21 protein-coding genes are annotated in these 22,206 nt (G+C 54.0%); 16 read left to right on the forward strand and 5 right to left on the reverse strand.

What is annotated here, in order from left to right; translation table 11 throughout:
* The first annotated feature begins 73 nt into the window (after positions 1-73).
* Positions 74-1,321, forward strand: a complete 1,248-nt coding sequence (locus FNL37_RS08310; protein WP_159355792.1) for an OmpP1/FadL family transporter — start codon at positions 74-76, stop codon at positions 1,319-1,321.
* A 119-nt stretch (positions 1,322-1,440) separates the two neighbouring features.
* On the opposite strand, the gene FNL37_RS08315 is transcribed toward FNL37_RS08310, so the two are convergent.
* Complete coding sequence (locus FNL37_RS08315) at positions 1,441-2,346, reverse strand: alpha/beta fold hydrolase (protein ID WP_159355793.1); 906 nt, start codon at positions 2,344-2,346, stop codon at positions 1,441-1,443.
* Positions 2,347-2,549: 203 nt separating this feature from the next.
* On the opposite strand from FNL37_RS08315, the gene FNL37_RS08320 reads away from it, so the two are divergent.
* On the forward strand, positions 2,550-3,158 hold the full coding sequence (locus FNL37_RS08320; RefSeq protein WP_159355794.1) for a TetR/AcrR family transcriptional regulator: 609 nt from the start codon (positions 2,550-2,552) through the stop codon (positions 3,156-3,158).
* 78 nt (positions 3,159-3,236) lie between these two features.
* Here FNL37_RS08320 and FNL37_RS08325 read toward each other — a convergent pair whose 3' ends face one another.
* Positions 3,237-4,382, reverse strand: coding sequence for a mechanosensitive ion channel protein MscS (locus tag FNL37_RS08325; protein WP_159355795.1), 1,146 nt, complete (start codon positions 4,380-4,382; stop codon positions 3,237-3,239).
* 87 nt (positions 4,383-4,469) lie between these two features.
* Positions 4,470-6,068, reverse strand: a complete 1,599-nt coding sequence (locus tag FNL37_RS08330; protein WP_244948234.1) for a sensor domain-containing diguanylate cyclase — start codon at positions 6,066-6,068, stop codon at positions 4,470-4,472.
* 286 nt (positions 6,069-6,354) lie between these two features.
* Here FNL37_RS08330 and FNL37_RS08335 point away from each other — a divergent pair, with 286 nt between their 5' ends.
* The 5 genes from FNL37_RS08335 to aroA all read left to right on the forward strand — a co-directional run bounded on the left by FNL37_RS08335 (position 6,355) and on the right by aroA (position 12,203).
* On the forward strand, positions 6,355-8,361 hold the full coding sequence (locus FNL37_RS08335; RefSeq protein WP_244948235.1) for a Cache 3/Cache 2 fusion domain-containing protein: 2,007 nt from the start codon (positions 6,355-6,357) through the stop codon (positions 8,359-8,361).
* A gap of 57 nt (positions 8,362-8,418) precedes the next feature.
* Positions 8,419-9,114 (forward strand): leucyl/phenylalanyl-tRNA--protein transferase, encoded by a 696-nt coding sequence (aat, locus tag FNL37_RS08340; RefSeq protein WP_015829869.1) that lies wholly within the window; start codon positions 8,419-8,421, stop codon positions 9,112-9,114.
* Entirely contained in the window at positions 9,101-9,844 is a 744-nt protein-coding gene (locus FNL37_RS08345; RefSeq protein WP_159355797.1) for an arginyltransferase, read from the forward strand. Before aat ends, FNL37_RS08345 begins: the two co-directional genes overlap by 14 nt.
* A 183-nt stretch (positions 9,845-10,027) precedes the next feature.
* Positions 10,028-10,894, forward strand: coding sequence for a prephenate dehydrogenase (locus FNL37_RS08350; RefSeq protein WP_159355798.1), 867 nt, complete (start codon positions 10,028-10,030; stop codon positions 10,892-10,894).
* Between the two features lie 10 nt (positions 10,895-10,904).
* Positions 10,905-12,203, forward strand: coding sequence for a 3-phosphoshikimate 1-carboxyvinyltransferase (aroA, locus tag FNL37_RS08355; RefSeq protein WP_159355799.1), 1,299 nt, complete (start codon positions 10,905-10,907; stop codon positions 12,201-12,203).
* A 23-nt stretch (positions 12,204-12,226) separates the two neighbouring features.
* On the opposite strand, the gene FNL37_RS08360 is transcribed toward aroA, so the two are convergent.
* Positions 12,227-12,433: a DUF2061 domain-containing protein gene (locus FNL37_RS08360; RefSeq protein WP_013441949.1), complete on the reverse strand. Its 207-nt coding sequence runs from the start codon at positions 12,431-12,433 to the stop codon at positions 12,227-12,229.
* 102 nt (positions 12,434-12,535) lie between these two features.
* On the opposite strand from FNL37_RS08360, the gene cmk reads away from it, so the two are divergent.
* From cmk to FNL37_RS08395, 7 genes are all read left to right on the forward strand, one after another.
* Positions 12,536-13,213, forward strand: coding sequence for a (d)CMP kinase (gene cmk, locus FNL37_RS08365; RefSeq protein WP_159355800.1), 678 nt, complete (start codon positions 12,536-12,538; stop codon positions 13,211-13,213).
* Between the two features lie 106 nt (positions 13,214-13,319).
* Positions 13,320-15,026 (forward strand): 30S ribosomal protein S1, encoded by a 1,707-nt coding sequence (gene rpsA, locus FNL37_RS08370; protein ID WP_041362646.1) that lies wholly within the window; start codon positions 13,320-13,322, stop codon positions 15,024-15,026.
* 12 nt (positions 15,027-15,038) lie between these two features.
* Positions 15,039-15,323, forward strand: coding sequence for an integration host factor subunit beta (locus FNL37_RS08375; RefSeq protein ID WP_013441946.1), 285 nt, complete (start codon positions 15,039-15,041; stop codon positions 15,321-15,323).
* Between the two features lie 139 nt (positions 15,324-15,462).
* Positions 15,463-15,732 (forward strand): LapA family protein, encoded by a 270-nt coding sequence (locus tag FNL37_RS08380; protein WP_013441945.1) that lies wholly within the window; start codon positions 15,463-15,465, stop codon positions 15,730-15,732.
* 4 nt (positions 15,733-15,736) lie between these two features.
* Positions 15,737-16,900: a lipopolysaccharide assembly protein LapB gene (gene lapB / locus FNL37_RS08385; protein ID WP_159355801.1), complete on the forward strand. Its 1,164-nt coding sequence runs from the start codon at positions 15,737-15,739 to the stop codon at positions 16,898-16,900.
* The gene (gene pyrF, locus FNL37_RS08390; protein ID WP_159355802.1) at positions 16,901-17,617 is read left to right on the forward strand and encodes an orotidine-5'-phosphate decarboxylase; all 717 of its coding nucleotides are present in this window, start codon (positions 16,901-16,903) and stop codon (positions 17,615-17,617) included.
* A gap of 87 nt (positions 17,618-17,704) precedes the next feature.
* Positions 17,705-18,004: a ComEA family DNA-binding protein gene (locus FNL37_RS08395; RefSeq protein ID WP_041362095.1), complete on the forward strand. Its 300-nt coding sequence runs from the start codon at positions 17,705-17,707 to the stop codon at positions 18,002-18,004.
* A 103-nt stretch (positions 18,005-18,107) separates the two neighbouring features.
* Here the strand turns inward: FNL37_RS08395 and metG are convergent, their stop codons facing one another.
* Positions 18,108-20,156, reverse strand: coding sequence for a methionine--tRNA ligase (gene metG / locus FNL37_RS08400; RefSeq protein WP_159355803.1), 2,049 nt, complete (start codon positions 20,154-20,156; stop codon positions 18,108-18,110).
* 133 nt (positions 20,157-20,289) lie between these two features.
* Between metG and apbC the strand changes: the two genes are divergently transcribed.
* Positions 20,290-21,378 carry an iron-sulfur cluster carrier protein ApbC gene (apbC, locus tag FNL37_RS08405; RefSeq protein WP_159355804.1) on the forward strand — a complete coding sequence of 363 codons (1,089 nt, stop codon included), beginning with the start codon at positions 20,290-20,292 and terminating at the stop codon, positions 21,376-21,378.
* A 16-nt stretch (positions 21,379-21,394) separates the two neighbouring features.
* Positions 21,395-22,132: a class I SAM-dependent methyltransferase gene (locus tag FNL37_RS08410; RefSeq protein ID WP_159355805.1), complete on the forward strand. Its 738-nt coding sequence runs from the start codon at positions 21,395-21,397 to the stop codon at positions 22,130-22,132.
* The last annotated feature ends 74 nt before the right edge of the window (positions 22,133-22,206 follow it).

A 22,206-nucleotide genomic window follows, 5' to 3' on the forward strand; every position in this document is an offset into this window, starting at 1 on the left:
CTATAGGCCCTTGTTTTCGGCCAAACTATCAATTACACGAACACCGGGAAAACCGGGAACAACGGGAAGACAAATGGGAGCATCTCAATTTGCAGGGGGTCGCCGAGCGGCCATGGTCATTCTGGCGACATGCAGTCTGCCAGCCTATGCCACCAATGGATTCAACCTGATTGGCTTTGGCGCTGAATCCACCTTGATGGGGGGAGCCGATGTTGCCGTGGCACGCGATCCTTCCGCACTCAACACCAACCCGGCAGGCCTCGCGCAAATTCAGGGGCGCATGTTCAACGGCTTTGCCTCGCTGCTGCGCACCACCGACTTGCGGCATGAAGACCAATGGGGCAATGATGAACACGCCTCCAATCGCTACACCGGCCTGGGCGGCGGCGGCTATGCCCAGTCGCTCGAAAGTCTGCCCTGTACGGCAGGTGTAGGCATGTTTGCTCAAGGTGGCGCTGGCGGCGTATTCAAAAACATCACGACACCCGCAGGTAATGAAGACAAATTCTCTGCACTGTTTGGCATTGCCAAGCTCACCGGTGGCCTGGGCTGTCAGGTGACAGATGATCTGGCGCTGGGCGGCAGCTTTGGTCTGGTTTATGCCAGTCTGGAGCAGAATCTGTATGGCAATACGACCAATGGCATCAAAATTGAAGATGCCAGTACCATACGGCCAACCTTCAAGCTGGGCATGCAATATAAACTGACGCCGCGCATTGTGCTGGCGGCGGCTTATACCGGCAAAACCGAATTACCCATGACCGATGGCGAAATGAAGTTCAACACAGGCGCGGGTTACGTCACCTATCACGACGTGAGTTTCAAGGGCTTCGCCTTGCCACGCGAAATTGCCGTCGGCGCTGCGTTTCGCCCCAATGATGACTGGCTGCTCTCCGTCAAGCTGAACTGGCTAGAATGGTCAGATGCCCTGACCTCCAGTACATTGCGCGCCACCCATCCGGATAGCCCGCTTGCGCCCACCATTACGCAAACCAACACCCTGGACTGGAAAAACCAGTGGGTGATTGCCACCGGCGCTGCGTATACACTGAATGAACGTACTACGCTTTACGCTGGTTACAACTACGGACGCAATCCTATCCCACGGGGCAACACCACCCCATTCATCGCCGGCATTCTGGAGCACCATTACACCGTGGGTGCTGCTTACAAATGGAATGAAGAATGGACAGTTACCGGAGGCGTGGAATACGACGCCCGCATTCGCGTCAAATACAACAACGATGAATTACCCTTTGGCAATTCGGCCCTGAGTAATGAAGCGGTATTTTTCCACTTCATGCTTACGCGCAAGTGGTAACAAAAAAACAAGTATGAGCGCGGTTGGCATGCAGTGGCGCGTGCTGATTAAAACCAGAAGATGCCTTTTGCGAAAGTGATAAAACCGGCCACCTTGCGAAGAAGGTGGCCGGTTTAATTTTAGTGACTCAGAAAGAAATCAGCAGTGTTTACAAATGCATCGTGGTATTGAAAGATTGAACCATGGTTTGCATCTGGGTATAGCACCAGCTGAGCATTCTTAATCTCTTTAAACAAGGTAATGGAACCCTCCGTAGGCAGCATGGTGTCATTACTGCCTGTCACCACCAAGACCGGTTGCTGAATGGCTTTCAGTGTTTTGAATTCAGGGTCGGGGGTGCTAGTCCACACAATTAACGCTTTGCCATGTGCATCTGCAATCTCCTTGCCACTCTCTGGGTCGCGCCCTGCTTGTCTGGCATAAACTCTCGATAAAAATGCAGCCGCCGCCTGTTTGCCTGCATCGCTTTGCGAGAAGAACAGATAGTCACGAGGGTCCTGCGCGTTTTCTCTTGAAAAAGCCTCGCCCAACACTTTCATCAAATTATTCCCGCCGCCTTGATAGGTAGTCCCGGCAAGGATTACCTTACGCACCAGTTCTGGATACTGTGCGGCGAGTTCTTGCGCAATAAATCCGCCCAGTGAAAAACCCAACAAGTCCACCTGCTTGTAGCCCAGTGCCTGAATAAACGCATAAGCATCCGTCGTCATTTGCGTAATGTTATCGGCCACAACGCCGTTAGTTGAGCCTACCCCTCTGTTGTTGAATACCACCACTGGCCGGTTTTTTGCCAGGGCATTCACGACGGCTGGGTCCCAGGCATCCATGTTGCCAGTAAAGTGCTGAAGGAATATCAGGGGAGTGCCTGCTTTGGGCCCCAGTGTTCGGTATGAGAACTTGACGCCATTGGCATCCACAAACTTTGTAGTCGCTGTTTCCAATTTATCGTCTGCAAAAGCCGTACCCGATGGAATGATGGAGATGGCAGCAGAAAAGAGTAAAACTGTTTTTAGTAATTTGTTCATGAATAGGGCTCCTGTTTAGCTTAAGTGATAAATGAAGATTTCTTATGTACGATGTTTAGCTGATATAGCGATTGTTTCCACTTCAGCCAGTTAAATTTCACATTAAAATACCAACTGGTATATAAATACTAATGAGCAACATTTGCCATGTCAACAGTTTTTTGTAACAATTGGTATATATTAATTTCATTGCTCTTGAGAAAATGACTGAACAGGAAAAAAAATTGCGTGGTCGTCCCAAACTCTTTAATAACGACCAGGCCTTGGAAAAGGCGTTGGAAGTTTTCTGGAAACGGGGATACGAAGGCGCGTCCATGGCAGAGTTAACAGCTGAACTTGGCATCAACAAACCCAGTTTGTATGCTGCGTTTGGCAACAAGGAAGAATTGTTCAGGCAAGCGCTGGATAAATATGTATCAGGGCCCGCTGCATTTATTGGCGCAGTTGTAAAGGAACCGACGGCACGCATGGTCGCCGAGAGATTTTTATTCGACACCGTGGGATTTCTGGCAAATGACCAGCACCCCAAGGGGTGCATGATTGTCCAGGGGGCATTGTCTTGCGGACAAGGTGCAGACATTATCAAAGAGCAGCTGATACGATACAGGCAGCATTATGAAACCTTGCTCAGTGAACGATTCAAGCAAGCGCAACAGGCAGGTGATCTATCTCCGGAACTGGACCCTGCTGCTTTGGCGAAATATTTAGCTACCCTGCATCAAGGAATGTCAGTCCAGGCGATTAATGGCGCGACACGGGAGGAGTTAACAAACATGGTGAATGTGGCCCTATTGAATTGGCCAAGCAAGTAATTCAGAAAAAATGCATAAGCATCGTTAGCGCACAAAAAAAGGCTCCCGCGGGAGCCCTTTTCACATTTAGCAATAGCGCTAGTTTTTGGTATTGGGTGTCAATTCAATATCGGGATCAAAGCCAAACAGCTGTCCTGCCCAGATAAACACCACCCACACCAGCACGCCAAATGGCAGATAGCCGAAGTAGCCCAGCAAAGGCATTTCGGCAAAAATGTGGATGACATTCACGTAGGGAATCTCATAGATCCAGTAATTCGGATTGGTCTGCAATTCCGGCATGGGATGCGCACTGCCATAATTCCAGATCTCCCAGAAAAAGCCATTAAAGAGCGATGCTAGCGCCACCAGCAGCAGTGGGTTCCAGTTGCCCTGCGCCAGCGCAGTGAATGGACTGCTTACCTGCTTGCGTATCAGCTGGCCGCTCAAGATCACCAGCGGGCCTATCCACACTACCCAGAACAAGGGGTAAGGCAGAAATACCATGGCGAAAATCGAGATATAGCCTGCCAGCATCATCAGGTTGCCTGGCAAGGGCAGCTTGGGACCATTGCTGTAGCGGTTTGCCAGCTTGGGGCAGGTTTTGAGCAGGGTATACCACTCAAAAATGGCGGGCCACACGGTGGTGTAGGCAATCAGGAACAGCGCAACGATCATCGCATGGCTGAGTTCGGGCATGGTGCCGTTGGGGTAATACCAGTTGGCCAGCACGAAATAATCGTAATACTCGAAGAACAACCAGCCGAACACCGATACCAAAGCGCTGATCGCCAGGGTCTTGGGTTTGGAGGACAGCAGCGACACCCCGTTATTGCGACTGTAGACCAGCCCATCCAGTGCGAGGATAAAGCCCCACCAGAGAGGGGAAAATGCATAGTAGGCCCATGGGATTACCCTGCCCCACATCAAGCCCAGGAACACGACGGTAAAGACCAGGCCAATCCAGAACCAGACCGGCAATGCTGCTTTGGGCACGGGCGGCGGCGGAGCAACAGGCTTGAACCCGAACCATTGTGGAAACAGCAGAAACGCCAGAAATGCCAACTCAACAGCCAGCACAAGCAGAAACACGAGCAGATTGAAGCCGGGATCCGGCTGGACGTATTGCGGTGGAAACACACCGAAGCCGGGCGGCAGGTGATCAGGATAGGCGAACCACGCCGCAACTAACGGCAAGGCCAGGCACAGCAGGATAGGCCAGATAAAACTCCACTTTTTGGACATTGCGAACTTCCCCCTTGGGTTGATGAAACAGCATGTTTTTATTTGTCTTGTTTGTTGGCAGCACTGGCGGCCGCGCGCAACCCGCGGTCAGGACGACAGGCTGCGCTTCTTGCGCTGGCGCTTATGCTCATACATGCGGGTATCCGCCAGATGCTTGAGCACATTCCTGTCCGCACTCTCGCTCACCATGGCGATACCGTAACTGATACCGGAAAAATCAAAGCCCTGGGCATGCACGCTCTGCATGGCTGCATGCAGCTTGGTCTCGATAGAGGTCAGATCGCCGCTGGGAAAGGTAATGGCGAATTCGTCACCGCCTATGCGGTGCAGGGCGCCGTATTTCATGAGCTCACTGCGCATGGCAGACGCGAAGGCGCACAGTAATTCGTCACCACGCTTATGCCCAAAGTTGTCGTTGTAAAACTTGAGGCCATCCATATCCACAAACACCAGAAGACCGCTCTGCGGCAGATGTTCCAGCTCTTTGTCCAGCGCATAGCGGTTGGGCAGGCCAGTCAGGGCGTCGGTGTAGGCAATCTGCAGGTTATGCTCAGACTGGTTGAGGGCGTACTCTTTTTCGTAATGCAACTGGGCAAACTGCCGTGCCAGCACCAACGCCAGCAGGATCATTTCCACCGTCACAGCGAGCAAGCCGATATGCTCGATGTAAATGGTGTAAACCCCTTCCAGCCCGGAGTTGGTAATGGCATAGGAGCCGATCGCGAAAAAAGCCACAATCGCCACCAGGTACATGCGCGCCGTGCGGTTGCCGCGGTATGAGCAGACGATGCCTGCCAGCAGGCCATACGACATGATTACGCCGACCCCGTAGCGGTCCATTTCCATGGACCAGTTGGGGAACAGCAAGGCGACCAGCAGGAATATCCCCAGCAGCCCCAATGACCAGCGCCGCAGGGCATGCAGCTTGCGGTAGATATGGCGCTTGATGCCGAGCAGGCTGGACACAAACAGAACATAGGCAAAATTGGAAAACAGGATGGGAATACTGACCAGATAGAACCAGTGCACCCCAAACAGATCAGGAGCAACCAGCATGGCCATGCTGTTGTAGACCAGATTACCGGCAATAAACAGCGCATACATGGTATCGGTGCGCTGGCCGCGCACATAACCCAGCACCGAGTAATACACCATCAGAATCAGCATGGCCCCAATGCAAATGAGCACAATCGCATTGCCCGGCTTGATGGCCTGGCGATAGTCATCCAGCGTATCGATATAGGGCTGCGGCTGGGCCAGGTAAAAGGAAGAATAAAGCTCGCTGATGATGCGGTAATGACCGGCGGGCAGTTTGATTTCGCGCCCATGGCGCAGCATGAAAGGATTATCCGTCGCCGAGGAAATACCACCGGTCAGCTTGAGAACCAGATCGCCGTTGTCATCAAACACATAATGGGTAAACCGCTCGATGACACTGGAGTTCTTGAAATCAACCACATAGGTGTTATTGCCATCCAGATGGATATCCGACTGGTGCAGGAAGACGCCGCCGGTTTTTTGGGGATGCGGAACCTTGGGCAGGCCGGTTTCCGACATATCGTATTGCAACTGGTAATCCCAGACTTCCGCCGCCTTGTACCACTCCCCCTTCAGCTCTACGGGAGTTGCCGATGCCGGCATTGCCAGCACGAATAGCCAGATGCATAAGCAGAGGTTTAACACCATGCGAAACGTCATATTTGTTTTATGCAATTTTTTTAAGCCTGACAAACCTTGAATCAAAGCTGAAACTCCCCCTCAGCTCCCTGAACCTAAGGGGCATTAGACCACATCATAATACATAAAACATATCTGACAACGCTCATCGATTTATACCACTGGGTATAGGCTGCCCAGCCTTGTCTGCCAAGCGCTATATTATTTGCGATGGCTTGCCATGGCGGATGTCAGCAGTGATATGATTTGTACAACACTGTGCGTGAATCAATATCAAAATATAGAAATTCACTCCATGAAGAGAATCAGTACCGTACAGAGGTTTCTGCTGCCGATCGCCATACTAATCATTCTGGCGGCGATACTGCAGGCATATTTCGAATACCGGGGCAAACTGGCCACCGTGGAGCAGGATGCCCAATCCCAGACACGGGCCAGCATACAACTGCTGCAAACCACCGAAAACCTGGTGCATTCCCAAGTGCTCGCCTCCATGCGACTGCTGCGCCAGAACGCGCTTAATCTGGGCCTGCCTGCCATTAACAGCAGTACGGTGCTGAATGGCAAACGCATCCCCAATCTGGTTTTTGGCAATCATCCGCAAACCGGTAATTTCAGTGTGGTGGACGAAGTCACCCGCATCAATGGCGGAACGGCCACGCTGTTTGTCAGGGCGGGAGATGACTTCATTCGTATCTCCACCAATGTGCATCAGCTGGATGGCAGCCGGGCCATCGGCACCCTGCTCGACCCCAAGGGCCGCGCTATTGAAGCCCTGCGCGAAGGGAAACCGTTTTATGGCGTGGTGGATATTCTTGGCAATCCCTATATCACCGGCTATGAACCCATGTTTGATGCGGAAGGCAAACTGATCGGCATCTGGTATGTCGGTTTTCAGGCAGATATGGATGCCCTGCGCACCACCATGGAAAACACCCGCTTTCTTGAAACCGGCTTTGCCGCCATGCTGGACAGCCACGAGCATATTCGTTTTCTCTCATCGCACATCAAAACCGCTGCGGCCGAGCGCCTGCTCGCCGAGCGGCCTGCCACATGGCGACTGATCAGCCAGGATGTCCCCAGCTGGCGTTTCAAGGTGGTATACGCCTACCCCAAGAAAGAAGCCGCTGTCCAGGGTCTGATCAAGGCACTGTATGTGCTATTGAGCGGTTTGGTGGGCTTGGGCGTGCTGGCCCTGATTGTGCAATCGCAACTCACACGCCTGGTGATCAAGCCTATCGGCGGTGACCCTGCGCTGGCGGTAGCCCTGGTGCGCAAGATTGCCAGTGGCAATCTGCAGGATGACGGTCTGACAGGCCAACCAAATACGCTAATTGCCCACATGATCACCATGCGCAACAACTTGCGCCGGATGATGGATACCCTGCGTTCCAACAGCGAAAACCTGAGCCTGGCGGCCAGTGTGTTTGAGCATGCGGGGGATGGCATTTTCATTGCCGATGCCCGCCTATGCATCGTGCAAGTGAACCCGTCGTTTGAAAAAATTACCGGCTTCAGCGCCGAAGAGGCCAAAGGCAAAAACCCGCAGGAACTGTCATTTGCCATCCATGACCCGAAATCCTTGCTGGAGATGATTTACTGCGTGAAAAAAAACGGCCAGTGGCGTGGCGAATTGCAGAATATCAACAAACGCGGCGAGACCTACCTGATCTCGATTGATGTCTCCAGCGTCGCGAATCAGGATGGCCTGATCAGCCATTACGTGGGCACGTTTTCCGACATTACCCTGATGAAACGCCAGCAGGAAAGCCTGCAGCACATGGCCTACCACGATACGCTAACGCAACTTCCCAACCGCGCCCTGTTTGCGGACCGCCTGCGGCAAGCGCTGGCGCGTGTTTCACGCACGGAAGAAACCATTGCAGTGTGCTACATGGATCTGGATGGCTTCAAACCCATCAACGACACCCTGGGGCATGAGGCTGGCGACGACTTGCTGATCAAGCTATCAGAACGCATCAAGGAAAGTTTGCGCTCCGGCGACACCATCGCCCGCATGGGGGGCGATGAATTTGCCCTGCTACTGTGCAACCTGCGCTCAGGCGCGGAAGCGCGCGACACGCTGGATCGCATTCTGCAGAACATCAAGCAGCCTTTTCAGGTCAAAAATACCGAAGTGCATATCAGCGCGAGCGCAGGCATGTTTTTGAACCCCTCTCCCGATCACGATCTCGACTTTATCCTGAGCCGCGCAGACCATTGCATGTATCTGGCCAAAACCAACAAGGCGCTGGATTTTTATGTGTATGACTCCACCATGGAGCCATTGAGGCCGGTCTGAATCCCCTATGCGTGAAGATTGCCCTGCCGATTTGGCACAGTTACCAGACCTATCAACATGAGTAACGCTTATTACCAGCTTCCCGGTGGCCGCGTGGCGGCGCTGGATATTGACTCGCCCTTCCCTGCCCCCGAACGCGCACTGGCGGAGCCCAACGGGCTGCTGGCAATTGGTGGTGACCTGTCTGCTGAACGGCTGCTGAATGCTTACCGGCAAGGCATTTTCCCCTGGTTTAGCGAAGGTGAACCCGTGCTTTGGTGGAGCCCGAATCCACGCATGGTGCTTTTTCCTGAGGAGCTCAAGGTATCGCGCTCCTTGGAAAAGCGCTTGCGCAAGCCTGACTACGAGGTGCGCTACAACACCTGCTTTCTGCAGGTGATGCGCCGTTGTGCAGAAATCCCGCGCGCGCACCAGGACGGCACATGGATTACCGAAGAAATTGTGGCCGGCTACCATGCCTTGCATCAGATGGGACATGCCATGAGCGCGGAAACCTGGATGGCGGGCGAACTGGTGGGTGGCTTGTATGGCGTGCGACTAGGCGGGATGTTTTATGGCGAATCCATGTTTCATGCCCGAACCGATGCCTCGAAAATAGCCTTTGTGCATCTGGTACGGGATTTGCAGCGGCAAGGAGTAAGAATGATAGACTGCCAGATGAAAACCGCCCATCTGGCCTCGCTCGGCGCCCGCGAGATTCCCCGTGCGGAATTTTTGTCACGCTTGACTGGACTCATTGATGACGCTGCCTAATGACATTCCGCTGCAAAGCATCCAGTTCTACACCACCACTTCATACCCTTGCGGGTATCTGGAGAACCGGTCGGCACAATCGCTGATTGCAGCACCGCACCATCTGATTAACGCCAATATCTATAGCGGTCTCATCCAGCTGGGCTTCCGGCGTAGTGGCAAGTTTGCCTACCGCCCCCAGTGTGGCGAATGCCAGGCTTGCATCCCGGTGCGGCTGCTGGTCGATCAGTTCAAGCCCAACCGTAGCCAGAAGCGCGCATTCAAGCAGCATTTATCGCTGCAAGTGACAATACAAGACCTGCATTTCAGCGAGGAACATTTCCAGCTTTATCAGGCGTATCAGATTGCCCGCCACAGCGGCCAGCAAGATGGCGAATCGGACACGGAAACTGAAACCAAAGACCAGTACCGTAATTTTCTGGTTCAAAGCAACGTCAACAGCAGGCTCATCGAGTTTAGGCAGGACGGCATCCTCAAGATGGTCAGTGTGGTGGATATCGTTCACGATGGCATCTCCGCGGTGTATACCTTTTATGATGCCAGCGAGAAAGGCTGCAGCTACGGCACATTCAATGTCATCTGGCTCAGCGCGTGGTGCCATTCGCTTGAACTGCCGTATCTCTATCTTGGCTACTGGATCAAGCAAAGCCAGAAGATGGCCTACAAACAGAACTTTACTCCGCAGCAGGCCCTGATTAATGGTGAATGGCAGGACATGCACTTTGACTGATGCATTTAAATTACACAGGCTCTGAACTTTTTGCATAGCCCTCGCTCTTATTCAATGTCATCTCCATCGCAAGCGGCATCCCACATGAATTGAGCCTTATGTCGGGATGCCGTTTTTGCATTCAGGCCTCAGCACTATGCCGCATGTTACAATGCGCGCTTTAATAAACTTCGGCATTTCCCCTTGAACAAGCTGGTCATTTTCGGTGTTGGCCTGATCGGTGGCTCGGTCGCACTGGCCCTTAAACAAGCACAAGCCGTCAGGCACATTGTGGGTATCGGTCGCGATGGCGATCACCTGCAAACTGCCCTGGAACTGGGCGTGATTGATGAGGCACAAACCAGCCTTGCCAGCGCGCTGGACCAGGCGGATATGGTGCTGATTGCCGCGCCTGTCGCCCAGACCTTCTCCATCCTGCAAGCCATTGCCCCGCACTTATCACCAGAGACGATCGTCACCGATGCTGGCAGCACCAAGTCTGACATCGTCGCTTATGCCGAAACCGCGCTGGGCGATCGCCACCATCAGTTTGTGCCCGGACACCCGATTGCCGGCGCTGAGAAAAGTGGCGTCACCGCCGCGCGCGCCGATCTATTCAGCAAAAAGAATGTCGTTCTCACCCCATTCAGCAACACTAAAGCATCCGATATCGGCAAAGTGCAAGCCATGTGGGAAGCCTGCGGCGCACACGTCATCAAGATGACGGCCGCCGAACATGACCGCATTTTTGCTGCGGTCAGCCATCTGCCACACCTGCTGGCGTTTGCTCTGGTGAATGAACTGGCCAATCGGCCCAATGCCGATCAGCTGTTTGATTTTGCTGCCAGCGGCTTCCGCGATTTCAGCCGCATTGCAGGCAGCCACCCGGAAATGTGGCGCGACATCAGCCTGGCCAATCAGGCTGCCCTGCTCGATGAAATCGATGCTTACCAGGCCCAGCTCAGCCATGTGCGCGAGCTGTTGCAACAACAGGATGGCTCAGGCTTGCAGCAGCTGTTTGAGTGCGCCAGCCATGCCCGCAATGCCTGGGCACGTCATAAAAAATATTGAGGCTATCGTAATGCAGACCCTGGACCTTGCTCCCATTCACCACGCGCATGGCGACATCGTGTTGCCGGGCTCAAAAAGCATTTCCAACCGCTGCCTGTTGCTGGCCGCCCTCGCCGATGGCGTCACTGATATTCGCGACCTGCTGGACTCGGATGACACCGCTCGCATGCTGGAAGCGCTGCAAACCCTGGGCGTGGAGATGAAGCAGCTGGCAGCGCATGACTGGCGCATCACAGGCTGCCGTGGGCAATGGCCGGTGCGAAAAGCCGATCTTTTCCTGGGCAATGCCGGTACGGCATTCCGCCCACTAACCGCCGCGCTCGCATTCTCGCAAGGCGAATACCGCCTGTCGGGCGTGCCTCGCATGCATGAGCGGCCCATTGGCGATCTGGTGGATGCCCTCAGGCAAGCCGGGGCCGATATTCAATACGAAGGCAATGCCGGTTTTCCTCCCTTGCACATTCTTCCTGCACGCATCGCCGGACAGCACACCCTGCAAATACGCGGCAATGTCTCCAGCCAGTTCCTGACTGCATTGCTGATGGCATTGCCACTGCTCAACGAGCAAACACGGATTGAAGTAGTCGGGGAGTTGATCTCGAAACCTTATATCGAAATCACCCTGAATCTGATGGCGAAATTTGGCGTCAAGGTTGAACGCGAAGGCTGGCAGGCATTTACCGTCCCTGCCGCCAGTAAGTACAGCAGCCCTGGCGAACTCTATGTAGAGGGCGATGCTTCATCGGCGTCTTACTTCCTCGCAGCTGGTGCGATTGCCGGTGGCCCGGTGAAGGTGCATGGCATTGGCCTTGACAGTATTCAAGGCGATGTACGTTTTGTGGATGCCCTGCGCGAAATGGGCGCGGTGATTGAACACGGGGATAACTGGATCAGCGCTTCCGCCCCGGCCTCGGGCAAGCTGAAGGCGCTGGATATGGATTGCAACCATATTCCCGATGCCGCTATGACACTGGCCACCGCCGCACTGTTTGCCGATGGCACCACCCGCCTGCGCAATATTGCCAGCTGGCGCGTCAAGGAAACGGACCGATTGCATGCCATGGCGACTGAACTACGCAAGGTAGGCGCGACCGTGGAGGAAGGTCAGGACTATATCTGCATCACACCGCCCGCCAGCCTGACGCCAAACGCGACGATTGATACCTACGATGATCACCGCATGGCGATGTGCTTTTCGCTGGTTGCTCTGGGGCAAACCCCGGTGACGATTAATGACCCTGGGTGTGTTGCCAAGACATTCCCGGATTACTTTGAACGATTTGCCGCCATCACGGGCGCTGGCGCCTGAATATCCAGCCAGCGCCGTTTAAATTAATAGGCGTTATAAAGCTCGATTTCCGGCCCGTTGTTCTGCTCAATACGCTGCCAGACTTTTTCATGGAAAAAGAAAGCAATCGTATTGCAGGCCGGCTCCACAAGCGCAATCGCACTGCCCAGCGCCCAGCTGCCGGTCAAGGCGTACCCCACGGAAAAAGCTACCGTGAAGTGAATAATGGCAAAGGTAAATGTTTTGGTCATGATGCGATCCCCTTGAGGTGATAATAGTGTTACGGCATGATCGCGCACGGCATTGAATCAATCCAATTGATTATAAAAACCAGTTTGATAAGTTAATTAAATATGACTATTCCCGTAATCGCCATTGATGGCCCCTCCGCTTCCGGCAAAGGTACTGTTGCGCAGCGCGTGGCAGACAAACTCGGCTTTCATTACCTTGACTCTGGCGCGCTTTATCGCATCGTGGCCTACGCAGGCAAGCAATACAACATTGCCTGGAATCAGGGGGAAACACTGGCCGAGATGGCAGCAAAACTTGAAATCCGGTTTGAAGACGGCCAGATTTACCTGAATGGCAACATCATTACTGAAGAAGTAAGGTCTGAAGAAATCAGTCGCGGTGCGTCTGAAGTCGCCGTGCATCCGGCCGTGCGCACCGCCCTGCTGGCCTTGCAGCATAGCTTCCGGCAAGCCCCTGGACTGGTGGCGGATGGACGCGACATGGCCACCGTGGTTTTCCCCGATGCCATTGCAAAAGTGTATTTGACAGCCAGTGCTGAGGTACGAGCTGAGAGGCGCTATAAGCAGTTGAAGGAAAAAGAAATCCATGCTAATCTACAGGATATTTTGCAGGATTTGCGAAACCGCGATACTCGCGACCAGCAACGCGCTACGGCGCCCTTGCAAAAAACAGATGATGCCATGCTTTTAGTCACTGATCAGCTCTCCATAGACCAGGCGGTTGAAAAAGTTCTCCAGCATTATCGACAGGCGTCGCAACACCTGGCGCCACAAGCGTAAAAGCAAGACCCTTTAATTATGCAGCACCCGTGCTATGAGCCTCGTGGTTCATGGCTTTTTTAACTTTACCCCGCTGCCCGGCGGGTTTAATCAGGTAATTTTATTAATGGCTAACCTTTCCACCCCTACCTTTACCGAAAGCTTTGCAGCTCTTTTCGAAGAAAGCCTGGCTCGCCAGGAAATGCGCTCCGGTGAAGTGATTACTGCAGAAGTAGTTTCCATCGACGACGACTTTGTTATCGTCAACGCCGGCCTCAAGTCGGAAAGCGTCATCGCAACCAGCGAATTCCGTAACGACCGCGGCGAACTCGAAGTGGCTGTTGGCGACTTCGTACAAGTTGCTATCGAAACCCTGGAAGACGGCTACGGTTCAACCAAGCTCTCCCGTGAAAAGGCGAAACGTCTTGCTGCATGGCTGGATCTGGAAAACGCCATGAACGAATCCCGCATCATCAAGGGCATGATTAATGGCCGCGTCAAGGGTGGTCTGACTGTTATGGTTAACAGCATCCGCGCCTTCCTGCCAGGTTCCCTGGTTGATCTGCGCCCTGTTAAAGACACCACGCCTTTCGAAGGCAAAGAGTGGGACTTCAAGGTTATCAAGCTGGATCGCAAGCGCAACAACGTTGTGGTATCGCGCCGCGCTGTTCTCGAAGAGAGCATGGGTGCCGATCGCGAAGCTCTGCTGGGCTCACTGAAAGAAGGCGCAGTTGTTAAGGGTATCGTCAAGAACATTACCGATTACGGCGCATTCGTTGACCTGGGCGGTATTGATGGCCTGCTGCACATCACTGATCTGGCATGGCGTCGTGTTAAGCACCCATCCGAAGTGCTGACTGTAGGCGAAGAAGTTGAAGCCAAGATCCTGAAGTTCGATCAAGAAAAGAACCGCGTATCGCTGGGCATCAAGCAACTGGGCGACGACCCATGGGTTGCTCTGACCCGCCGCTACCCAGTAGGCACCCGCCTGTTCGGCAAGGTAACCAACCTGACCGACTACGGCGCATTCGTTGAAATCGAGCCAGGCATTGAAGGTCTGGTACACGTTTCCGAAATGGACTGGACCAACAAGAACGTACATCCTGCCAAGATCGCCCAACTGGGTGACGAAGTAGAAGTCATGATTCTGGAAATCGACGAAGACCGTCGCCGCCTGTCCCTGGGCATGAAGCAATGCCAGGTTAATCCATGGGATGAGTTTGCTGCCACCCACAAGAAGGGTGACAAGGTTAGCGGTCAGATCAAGTCCATCACTGACTTCGGCGTATTCATTGGTTTGCCTGGTGGCATCGACGGCCTGGTTCACCTGTCCGACCTGTCCTGGAATCAAACTGGCGAAGAAGCTATCCGCAACTTCAAGAAGGGTGACGAAGTCGCTGCTGTTGTTCTGGCTATCGACGTTGAAAAAGAGCGTATCTCTCTCGGCGTCAAGCAACTGGACAATGATCCATTCAGCGCTTACACCACCACAAATGACAAGGGTGCCATCGTTACTGGTACCGTGAAGTCTGTGGATGCCAAGGGTGCTGTTATTACTCTGGACGGTGAAGTTGAAGGTTACCTGCGCGCATCTGAAATCGCTCGCGAGAAGATCGAAGACGCTACCACTGCCCTGAAAGAAGGCCAGGAAGTGGAAGCACGCATCCTGAACATTGACCGCAAGAACCGCTCCATCAACCTGTCCATCAAGGCTAAGGACATCGCTGAAGAAGCGGATGCCATGCAGAAGTACAGCAATGATGCTGGCGCTGCAGGCACCACCAACCTGGGCGCATTGCTTAAAGCGAAACTTGACGGCAAAAACAACGAGTAAGGCAGTCACGCCATGACCAAATCTGAGCTGATTGCCAATCTGGCTGCGCGTTTTCCGCAACTGGTGGTCAAGGATGCCGAGCTTTCTGTGAAGGCCATCATTGACTCCATGGCGGATAACCTGGCCAGCGGAGAGCGCATCGAGATAAGAGGGTTCGGTAGTTTCAGTCTGAACTATCGCCCTCCCCGTCTCGGACGCAATCCCAAGACTGGCTCTAAAGTGCAGGTACCTGAAAAATACGTACCCCACTTCAAGGCCGGTAAGGAATTGCGTGAACGCGTAGACCTCGTTGAGTAAAACTTGACGTTACTAGCAGTACAAAAAGCAGCATCTTCGGATGCTGCTTTTTTTTACGCCTCTGATCTTATGACCTGCTCACTTTCCCTTATGTGATTTAAATTCGCCACATCAGACCGGCTTAGGTAAAATCCTTACCATGCGCTATATATATATCCCCTTGGGCACCCTGCTCTTCATCATGTTGCTGGGGTTTGCCCTCAAAAACTCCCAGCCCGCCGAGTTGCATTATTATCTCGGCCTGATTTGGCAGGCTCCACTCTCGCTCATGCTGCTGATCACCTTCTCCATAGGCGTGCTTGCCGGCATCCTTGCCTGCGTCGGCGTGATGATCAAACAAAAGCGCCAGGTCATGAGCCTGCGTAAAGAACTTAAAACACTTAACAAAAGCACCCAGCAGGAACCTTGAATTAATGATGGAATTTGAATATTGGTGGCTATTGGCCCTGCCCCTGTTTTTTGCGTTGGGCTGGGTAGCCGCCCGAGTTGATATCAACCAGCTGCTTTCTGAATCGACCACACTCCCGGCCGCCTATTTCAAAGGTCTGAACTTCCTGATCACCGACCAGCACGACAAAGCCATAGAAGCCTTTGTCGAGGCGGTGGAAGCCAATGCAGACTCTCTGGAACTGCATTTCGCGCTGGGCAGCTTGTTTCGTCGCCGTGGCGAAGTGGATCGGGCGATTCACTTGCACCTCAATCTGCTGGATCGCAAGGAACTGCCCGAACAGCAAAAACTGGCCGTCATGGCAGAGCTGGCTCAGGATTATCTCAAGGCGGGTCTGCTGGACCGTGCGGAAGAACTCTTCAAATCGCTCGATGGCAGCCGCTACAAGCAGCCCGCCTTGCGCTCGCTGCTGGAAATTTATGTACGTGAACGCGAGTGGGAACGCGCCATCAAATGCGCGACCGAACTGGAACGCATCTCAGGCATTCCTTTTCGCAAGGAAATCGCCCAGTACTACTGTGAAATGGCGGTTAAATCCATACTCAACAACGACGCCCACACTGCGCGCTACGAGCTGGATATGGCACTGGATGCCAACAAGGCGTGCGTGCGCGCCACCATCATGCTGGGCGACATGGAAGCCGCCGCGGGAGATCACAAAGCCGCCATTGCCATCTGGAAACGCATTGAATATCAGGATTCAGAGCGCATCAGCCTGGTGGCAGCCAAACTCCTGAAGAGCTACCGCGCCCTGGGCCAGAGTGAAGAAGGCCTGAATCTGCTCGCGAGCTACCTGGAAAGCTACAAGCTGCCCACCCTGCAAACCGTGGTGTATGAAGCCACCATGGCAGAAAAAGGCCCGGAGCCTGCCGCAAAGCTGGCACGTACCGAATTGGCGAGAAAGCCCAGCCTGCAGACATTGGATCAGCTGTTACAGGCCAGAATCGCGCTGGAACCTCAGGATCAGCAAGAGACCCTGTTGATGCAGCAGACCATCCGTCGCGCCATAGGCAATCGCAATGTGTATTGCTGCGACCAGTGCGGCTTCAAGGCCAAAAACTACCACTGGCAATGCCCGGCATGCAATGCCTGGGAATCGCTCCCCTCAGAACCGACCGAAGCGCTATAAATGACCACGCCCGATACCAAGATCAACCCCAGGATCGTAGTTGCCCTTGATTACGCCGATGCCCCAAGTGCATTCGCGCTGGCAAATCAGCTGGACCCCAGCCAATGCCGCCTCAAGGTGGGCAAAGAGCTTTTTACCGCCGCAGGTCCGCAGCTGGTGGAAACGCTGGTTGATAAAGGCTATGGCGTATTTCTTGACCTGAAATTCCACGATATCCCCAACACCGTGGCCAAGGCTTGCGAGGCCGCTGCCAGACTCGGCGTGTGGATGCTGAATGTGCATGCCTCGGGTGGCCAGCCCATGATGGAAGCTGCCAAAGAAGGCGTCGCCAAAAGCGGGCACCAGCCTTTGCTGATCGCCGTTACTATCCTCACCAGCATGGATCAGCAAGTGATGCAGAGCCTGGGCATTCCAGGCACCTTGCAGGATCAGGTATTACGGCTTGCCCGCCTCACGCAAGCAGCAGGCCTGGATGGCGTCGTGTGCTCCGCGCAGGAAGCGCCGGTTTTACGCAGCACCCTGGGCGAAAATTTCTGCCTGGTTACCCCTGGCATACGCCCGCGCAACGCCAGTCTGGATGATCAATCCCGTGTGGTCACCCCCGCCGATGCATTGCGCCAGGGCTCAAGCTATCTGGTGATTGGTCGCCCCATCACGCGCGCAGCCGATCCGCTGCAAGCCCTCCGTGACATAAATCACGAGATCAGTTTGATTTAAAAAGGTTTTTTCAGCGCCAGAGTAATATCCCATGAGGTCACCACGGCGTGACCGGATTTCGTCAATATCATCATGGGAGTTAAGGTAATGAAAAAGAGTTTGCTTATCGCACTGGCCACCCTTTGCTTTGCGTTGAGTGCGCATGCTGCGGTGAACATCAATACAGCCTCCAAAGAAGAACTGGAAACCGTGAAAGGCATTGGCCCGGCCAAAGCCCAGGCCATCATTGATTACCGCAAGAAAAACGGTAACTTCAAGACAGTGGAAGACTTGAACAATGTGCCTGGTTTTGGCGACAAATCGCTGGCCAAACTCAAAGGACAAGTCTCTGTCGTGGGTAAATCTGCTGCGGGCCCCATTACCACCAAAGAAAAAACCAGCCCTTAAGCATCCCACCCATAAAAAAAGCCCCGAACTTGCGGGGCTTTTTTATTGCGCTAGACATTGGCCTTCGGCCTTGGGAGCCGACAAGCCAATATCGCAGCCAGGCTTACTTGACGCGCATGCCTGGCGCAGCGCCACTATCCGGACTCAGGATATAAGGCCCGCCACGCTCATCAGAAGCTGCCAGCACCATGCCTTCTGACATGCCAAACTTCATCTTGCGTGGCGCAAGATTAGCCACCATCACGGTCAAGCGGCCTTGCAAGGTGGCTGGGTCATAAGCCGATTTGATCCCGGCAAACACCTGGCGTGGTTTTTCTTCGCCAATATCCAGTTCAAGACGCAGCAGTTTCTCGGCGCCTTCCACATGCTCCGCCGTCACAATGCGGGCGATACGCAGATCCACCTTGGCAAAGTCATCAATGCTGATGTAGTTGGCTTCAGCAGGCGCGCTGGCTGCAACGGGAGCCGCAGCAGCAGGTGCAGCAGCAGGCGTTGCCTGCAGGGATTCTTTATTGGCTTCTATCATGGCTTCTATCTGTTTGGGGTCAATGCGGGTAATCAAATGCTGGTAAGCGGCAATCGCATGGCCTGCTGGCAAGGCATTGTCCACTTGTGTCCAGTCCAGCACGGCAATATTCAGGAAGGCTTCAATCTGGCCCGCCAGCTTGGGCAATACCGGCTTGAGATACAGCGTGAGCAGGCGGAACATTTCCAGCGCAGCGGTGCACACCTGATGCAGCTCCGCTTCACGGCCAGCCTGTTTTGCCATATCCCACGGCGCGTGCTCGGCAACATAACCATTGGCTTTGTCAGCCAGCGCCATGATTTCACGCAGGGCACGGCCGTAGTCGCGCGTGTTGTAGCACTCGGCAATGCTGCTTGCCGCCTGACGCAACTCCGTGATGACAGCGTTATCCGCCAGCGCAGCCAGCTTGCCGTCAAACCGCTTGCTGATAAAGCCTGCGGTGCGGCTGGCGATATTGATGTATTTGCCGACCAGATCGCTGTTCACGCGCGCAGTGAAATCGTCCAGATTGAGGTCGATATCTTCCATCGAGCCATTCAGTTTGGCGGCATAGTAATAGCGCAGATATTCCGGGTTTTTCACATGCTGCAGATAGCTGCCAGCGGTGATGAAGGTGCCGCGCGACTTGGACATTTTCTCGCCATTCACCGTCAAAAAGCCGTGCGCGAAAATCTGCGTCGGCTGGCGATGACCAGAATACTTCAGGGTCGCAGGCCAGAACAGCGCGTGGAAATACAGGATGTCCTTGCCGATGAAATGATAAAGCTCGGTCTTGCTATCGGCTTTCCAGTATTCGTCAAAATCCAGCCCTAAGCGGCTGCACAGATTCTTGAAGCTGGCCATGTAGCCGATAGGCGCATCCAGCCATACATAGAAATACTTGCCGGGGGCATCCGGAATCTCAAAGCCGAAATACGGCGCATCGCGCGAAATATCCCAATCCGACAAACCAGAGGCAAACCACTCGCCCATTTTATTGGCGGCTTCAGCCTGCAGGGTGCCAGAGCGGGTCCACTGCTGCAAAAACTCGCCGCATTCAGAAAGCTTGAAGAAATAGTGCTCGGTTTCCTTGCGCACCGGCGCCGCGCCAGACACGGCCGAGTATGGATTGATCAGCTCGGTCGGACTATACGTCGTGCCGCATACTTCGCAGGAATCACCGTATTGATCCTTGGCATGGCATTTGGGACATTCGCCCTTGATAAAGCGATCCGGCAAGAACATCTGTTTGACCGGGTCAAAAAACTGCTCAATGGTCTTGGTGGCAATCTTGCCGTTTTTCTTGAGCTCCAGGTAGATATTGCTGGCCAACTCGCGGTTTTCCGGGGCATTGGTCGAATAGTAGTTATCAAACTCCACCAGGAAACCCGAGAAATCCGCATAGTGTTCGGTGTGCACTTTGGCAATCAGCTGCTCAGGCGTAATGCCCTCTTTCTCAGCGCGCAGCATGATGGGGGTGCCATGCGTGTCATCGGCACAGACATAATGCACGGTATGGCCCTGCATTTTCTGGAAACGCACCCAGATATCGGTCTGGATATACTCAACCAGATGCCCGAGGTGAATGCTGCCGTTGGCATACGGCAAGGCGGAAGTAACCAGGATTTTGCGGGATGATGCGGACATAGTGTTTTTGAAATCGGCCTGAATGCTTGAATAGACCTGCATTTTAACAAATCAGCCCGGCTTTCACATGCGTTAACTTGGCGCATGCGTTAAAATTTGTTCTTTCAGATGCCCACCCGCAGGAAGCTTCGCCATGGCCTTGACCGAATCCGATATCCAGAATGTCCTGAAAACCATCACCGACCCCAATACCGGCAAGGATTACATCAGCAGCAAATCGGCTCGCAATATCCAGCTCAAGGGCAATGACCTTTCACTGGACATCGTGCTGGGCTACCCGGCCAAGAGCGTGATCAGCGAGATTCAAACCCAGGTAAAAAGCGCGCTGGAGCATATTCCCGGCATTGGCAGTGTCACCGTCAATGTGGGCAGCCGCATCGTGTCGCATAGCGTACAGCGCGGCGTGCAGTTGCTGCCTGGCGTCAAGAACATCATCGCCGTGGCCTCCGGCAAGGGCGGCGTAGGCAAATCGACCACCGCCGTTAATCTGGCGCTCGCCCTGGCCGCCGAAGGTGCCAGCGTGGGGATACTCGATGCCGATATCTACGGCCCATCGCAACCGCAAATGCTGGGCATCAGCGGTCGCCCGGACAGTGCCGATGGCAAGAGCATAGAACCCATGCAAAGCCATGGCATACAAGCCATGTCGATAGGCTTTCTGGTGGATGTGGATACGCCCATGGTCTGGCGCGGCCCCATGGTCACGGGCGCACTGGAGCAACTGCTGCGCGATACCCGCTGGAAAGACCTCGATTATCTGATCATCGACCTGCCGCCTGGCACTGGCGATATTCAGCTCACGCTCTCGCAAAAAGTCCCGGTTACTGGCGCCATTATCGTGACCACCCCACAGGACATCGCCCTGCTGGACGCGCGCAAGGGACTGAAAATGTTTGAAAAAGTCGGCATCCCCATCCTCGGCATTGTAGAAAACATGAGCACGCACATTTGCTCAAACTGCGGTCACGAGGAGCATATTTTCGGCGCTGGCGGTGGCGCGGCCATGGGCAAGGATTACAACGTAGACCTGCTCGGCAGTCTGCCGCTGGATATCCGCATCCGCGAACAAGCCGACGGCGGCACACCCACCGTAGTGGCCGACCCCGACAGCAAAATCGCAGCCACCTATCGCAGCATTGCCCGCACAACGGCCATCAAGATCGCCCAGCTGGGGCTGGACCACAGTAGCAAATTCCCCAGCATCGTCATCCAGAATACCTAGCGCATCGGATCGCCTCATGGATAACACGCTCCCCTGCCCGGTTTGCAATAACCAGGCCGCTTTCTTCGATACAGCTGATTTCAATAAATCCTGCGAGGAACGCCGGGGGATAGCGCTGCAACCCACGGGCGTGATGATTCAATACTTTCGATGCCTGGGCTGCGGCTTCTGCTTTGCGCCCGAGTTTGAGCAGTGGACGCTGGAAGACTTTTCCACACACATTTACAACGAAGATTATGTTGCGGTAGACCCGGACTATCTCAGCATACGGCCGCATGACAATGCTGACCTGCTGTCACGCAACTTCGGCAAAAATAAAGCGCGCATCCGGCATCTGGATTACGGCGGCGGCAATGGCATGATGAGCGAGCTATTGCAGGCCGAAGGCTGGAACTCGAAAAGTTACGACCCCTTCAATGACCCGGACATGCAAATCAGCTCGCTGGGCAAATTCAATTGCATTACCGCGTTTGAGGTTTTCGAGCATGTGCCCGATGTCTCCGTGCTGATGCAAAACCTGAACACCTTACTGGAAGACAAGGGCGGCATTCTGTTCAGCACCCTGCTTTCGGATGGTCAGCTGGAAGACGGCACACTGGGCTGGTGGTATGCCGCCCCGCGCAACGGCCATATCAGCCTGTTTTCAGCGCAAAGCCTGAAATGGCTTGGCCAGCGCTACGGGCTGCAATTGCGCAGCCTCACCAACGGTACACATTTGTTTTATCGGGATGTATTGCCTGACTGGTTAAGCTAGAACCCAGCGATTGAAAAAATAAAGCCGGAATGGCATGTGCCCATTCCGGCTTTATTTTTTACTGGCTGCCCTGA

The sequence above is a fragment of the Methylovorus glucosotrophus genome (assembly GCF_009858335.1).
Taxonomy (GTDB): domain Bacteria; phylum Pseudomonadota; class Gammaproteobacteria; order Burkholderiales; family Methylophilaceae; genus Methylovorus; species Methylovorus glucosotrophus.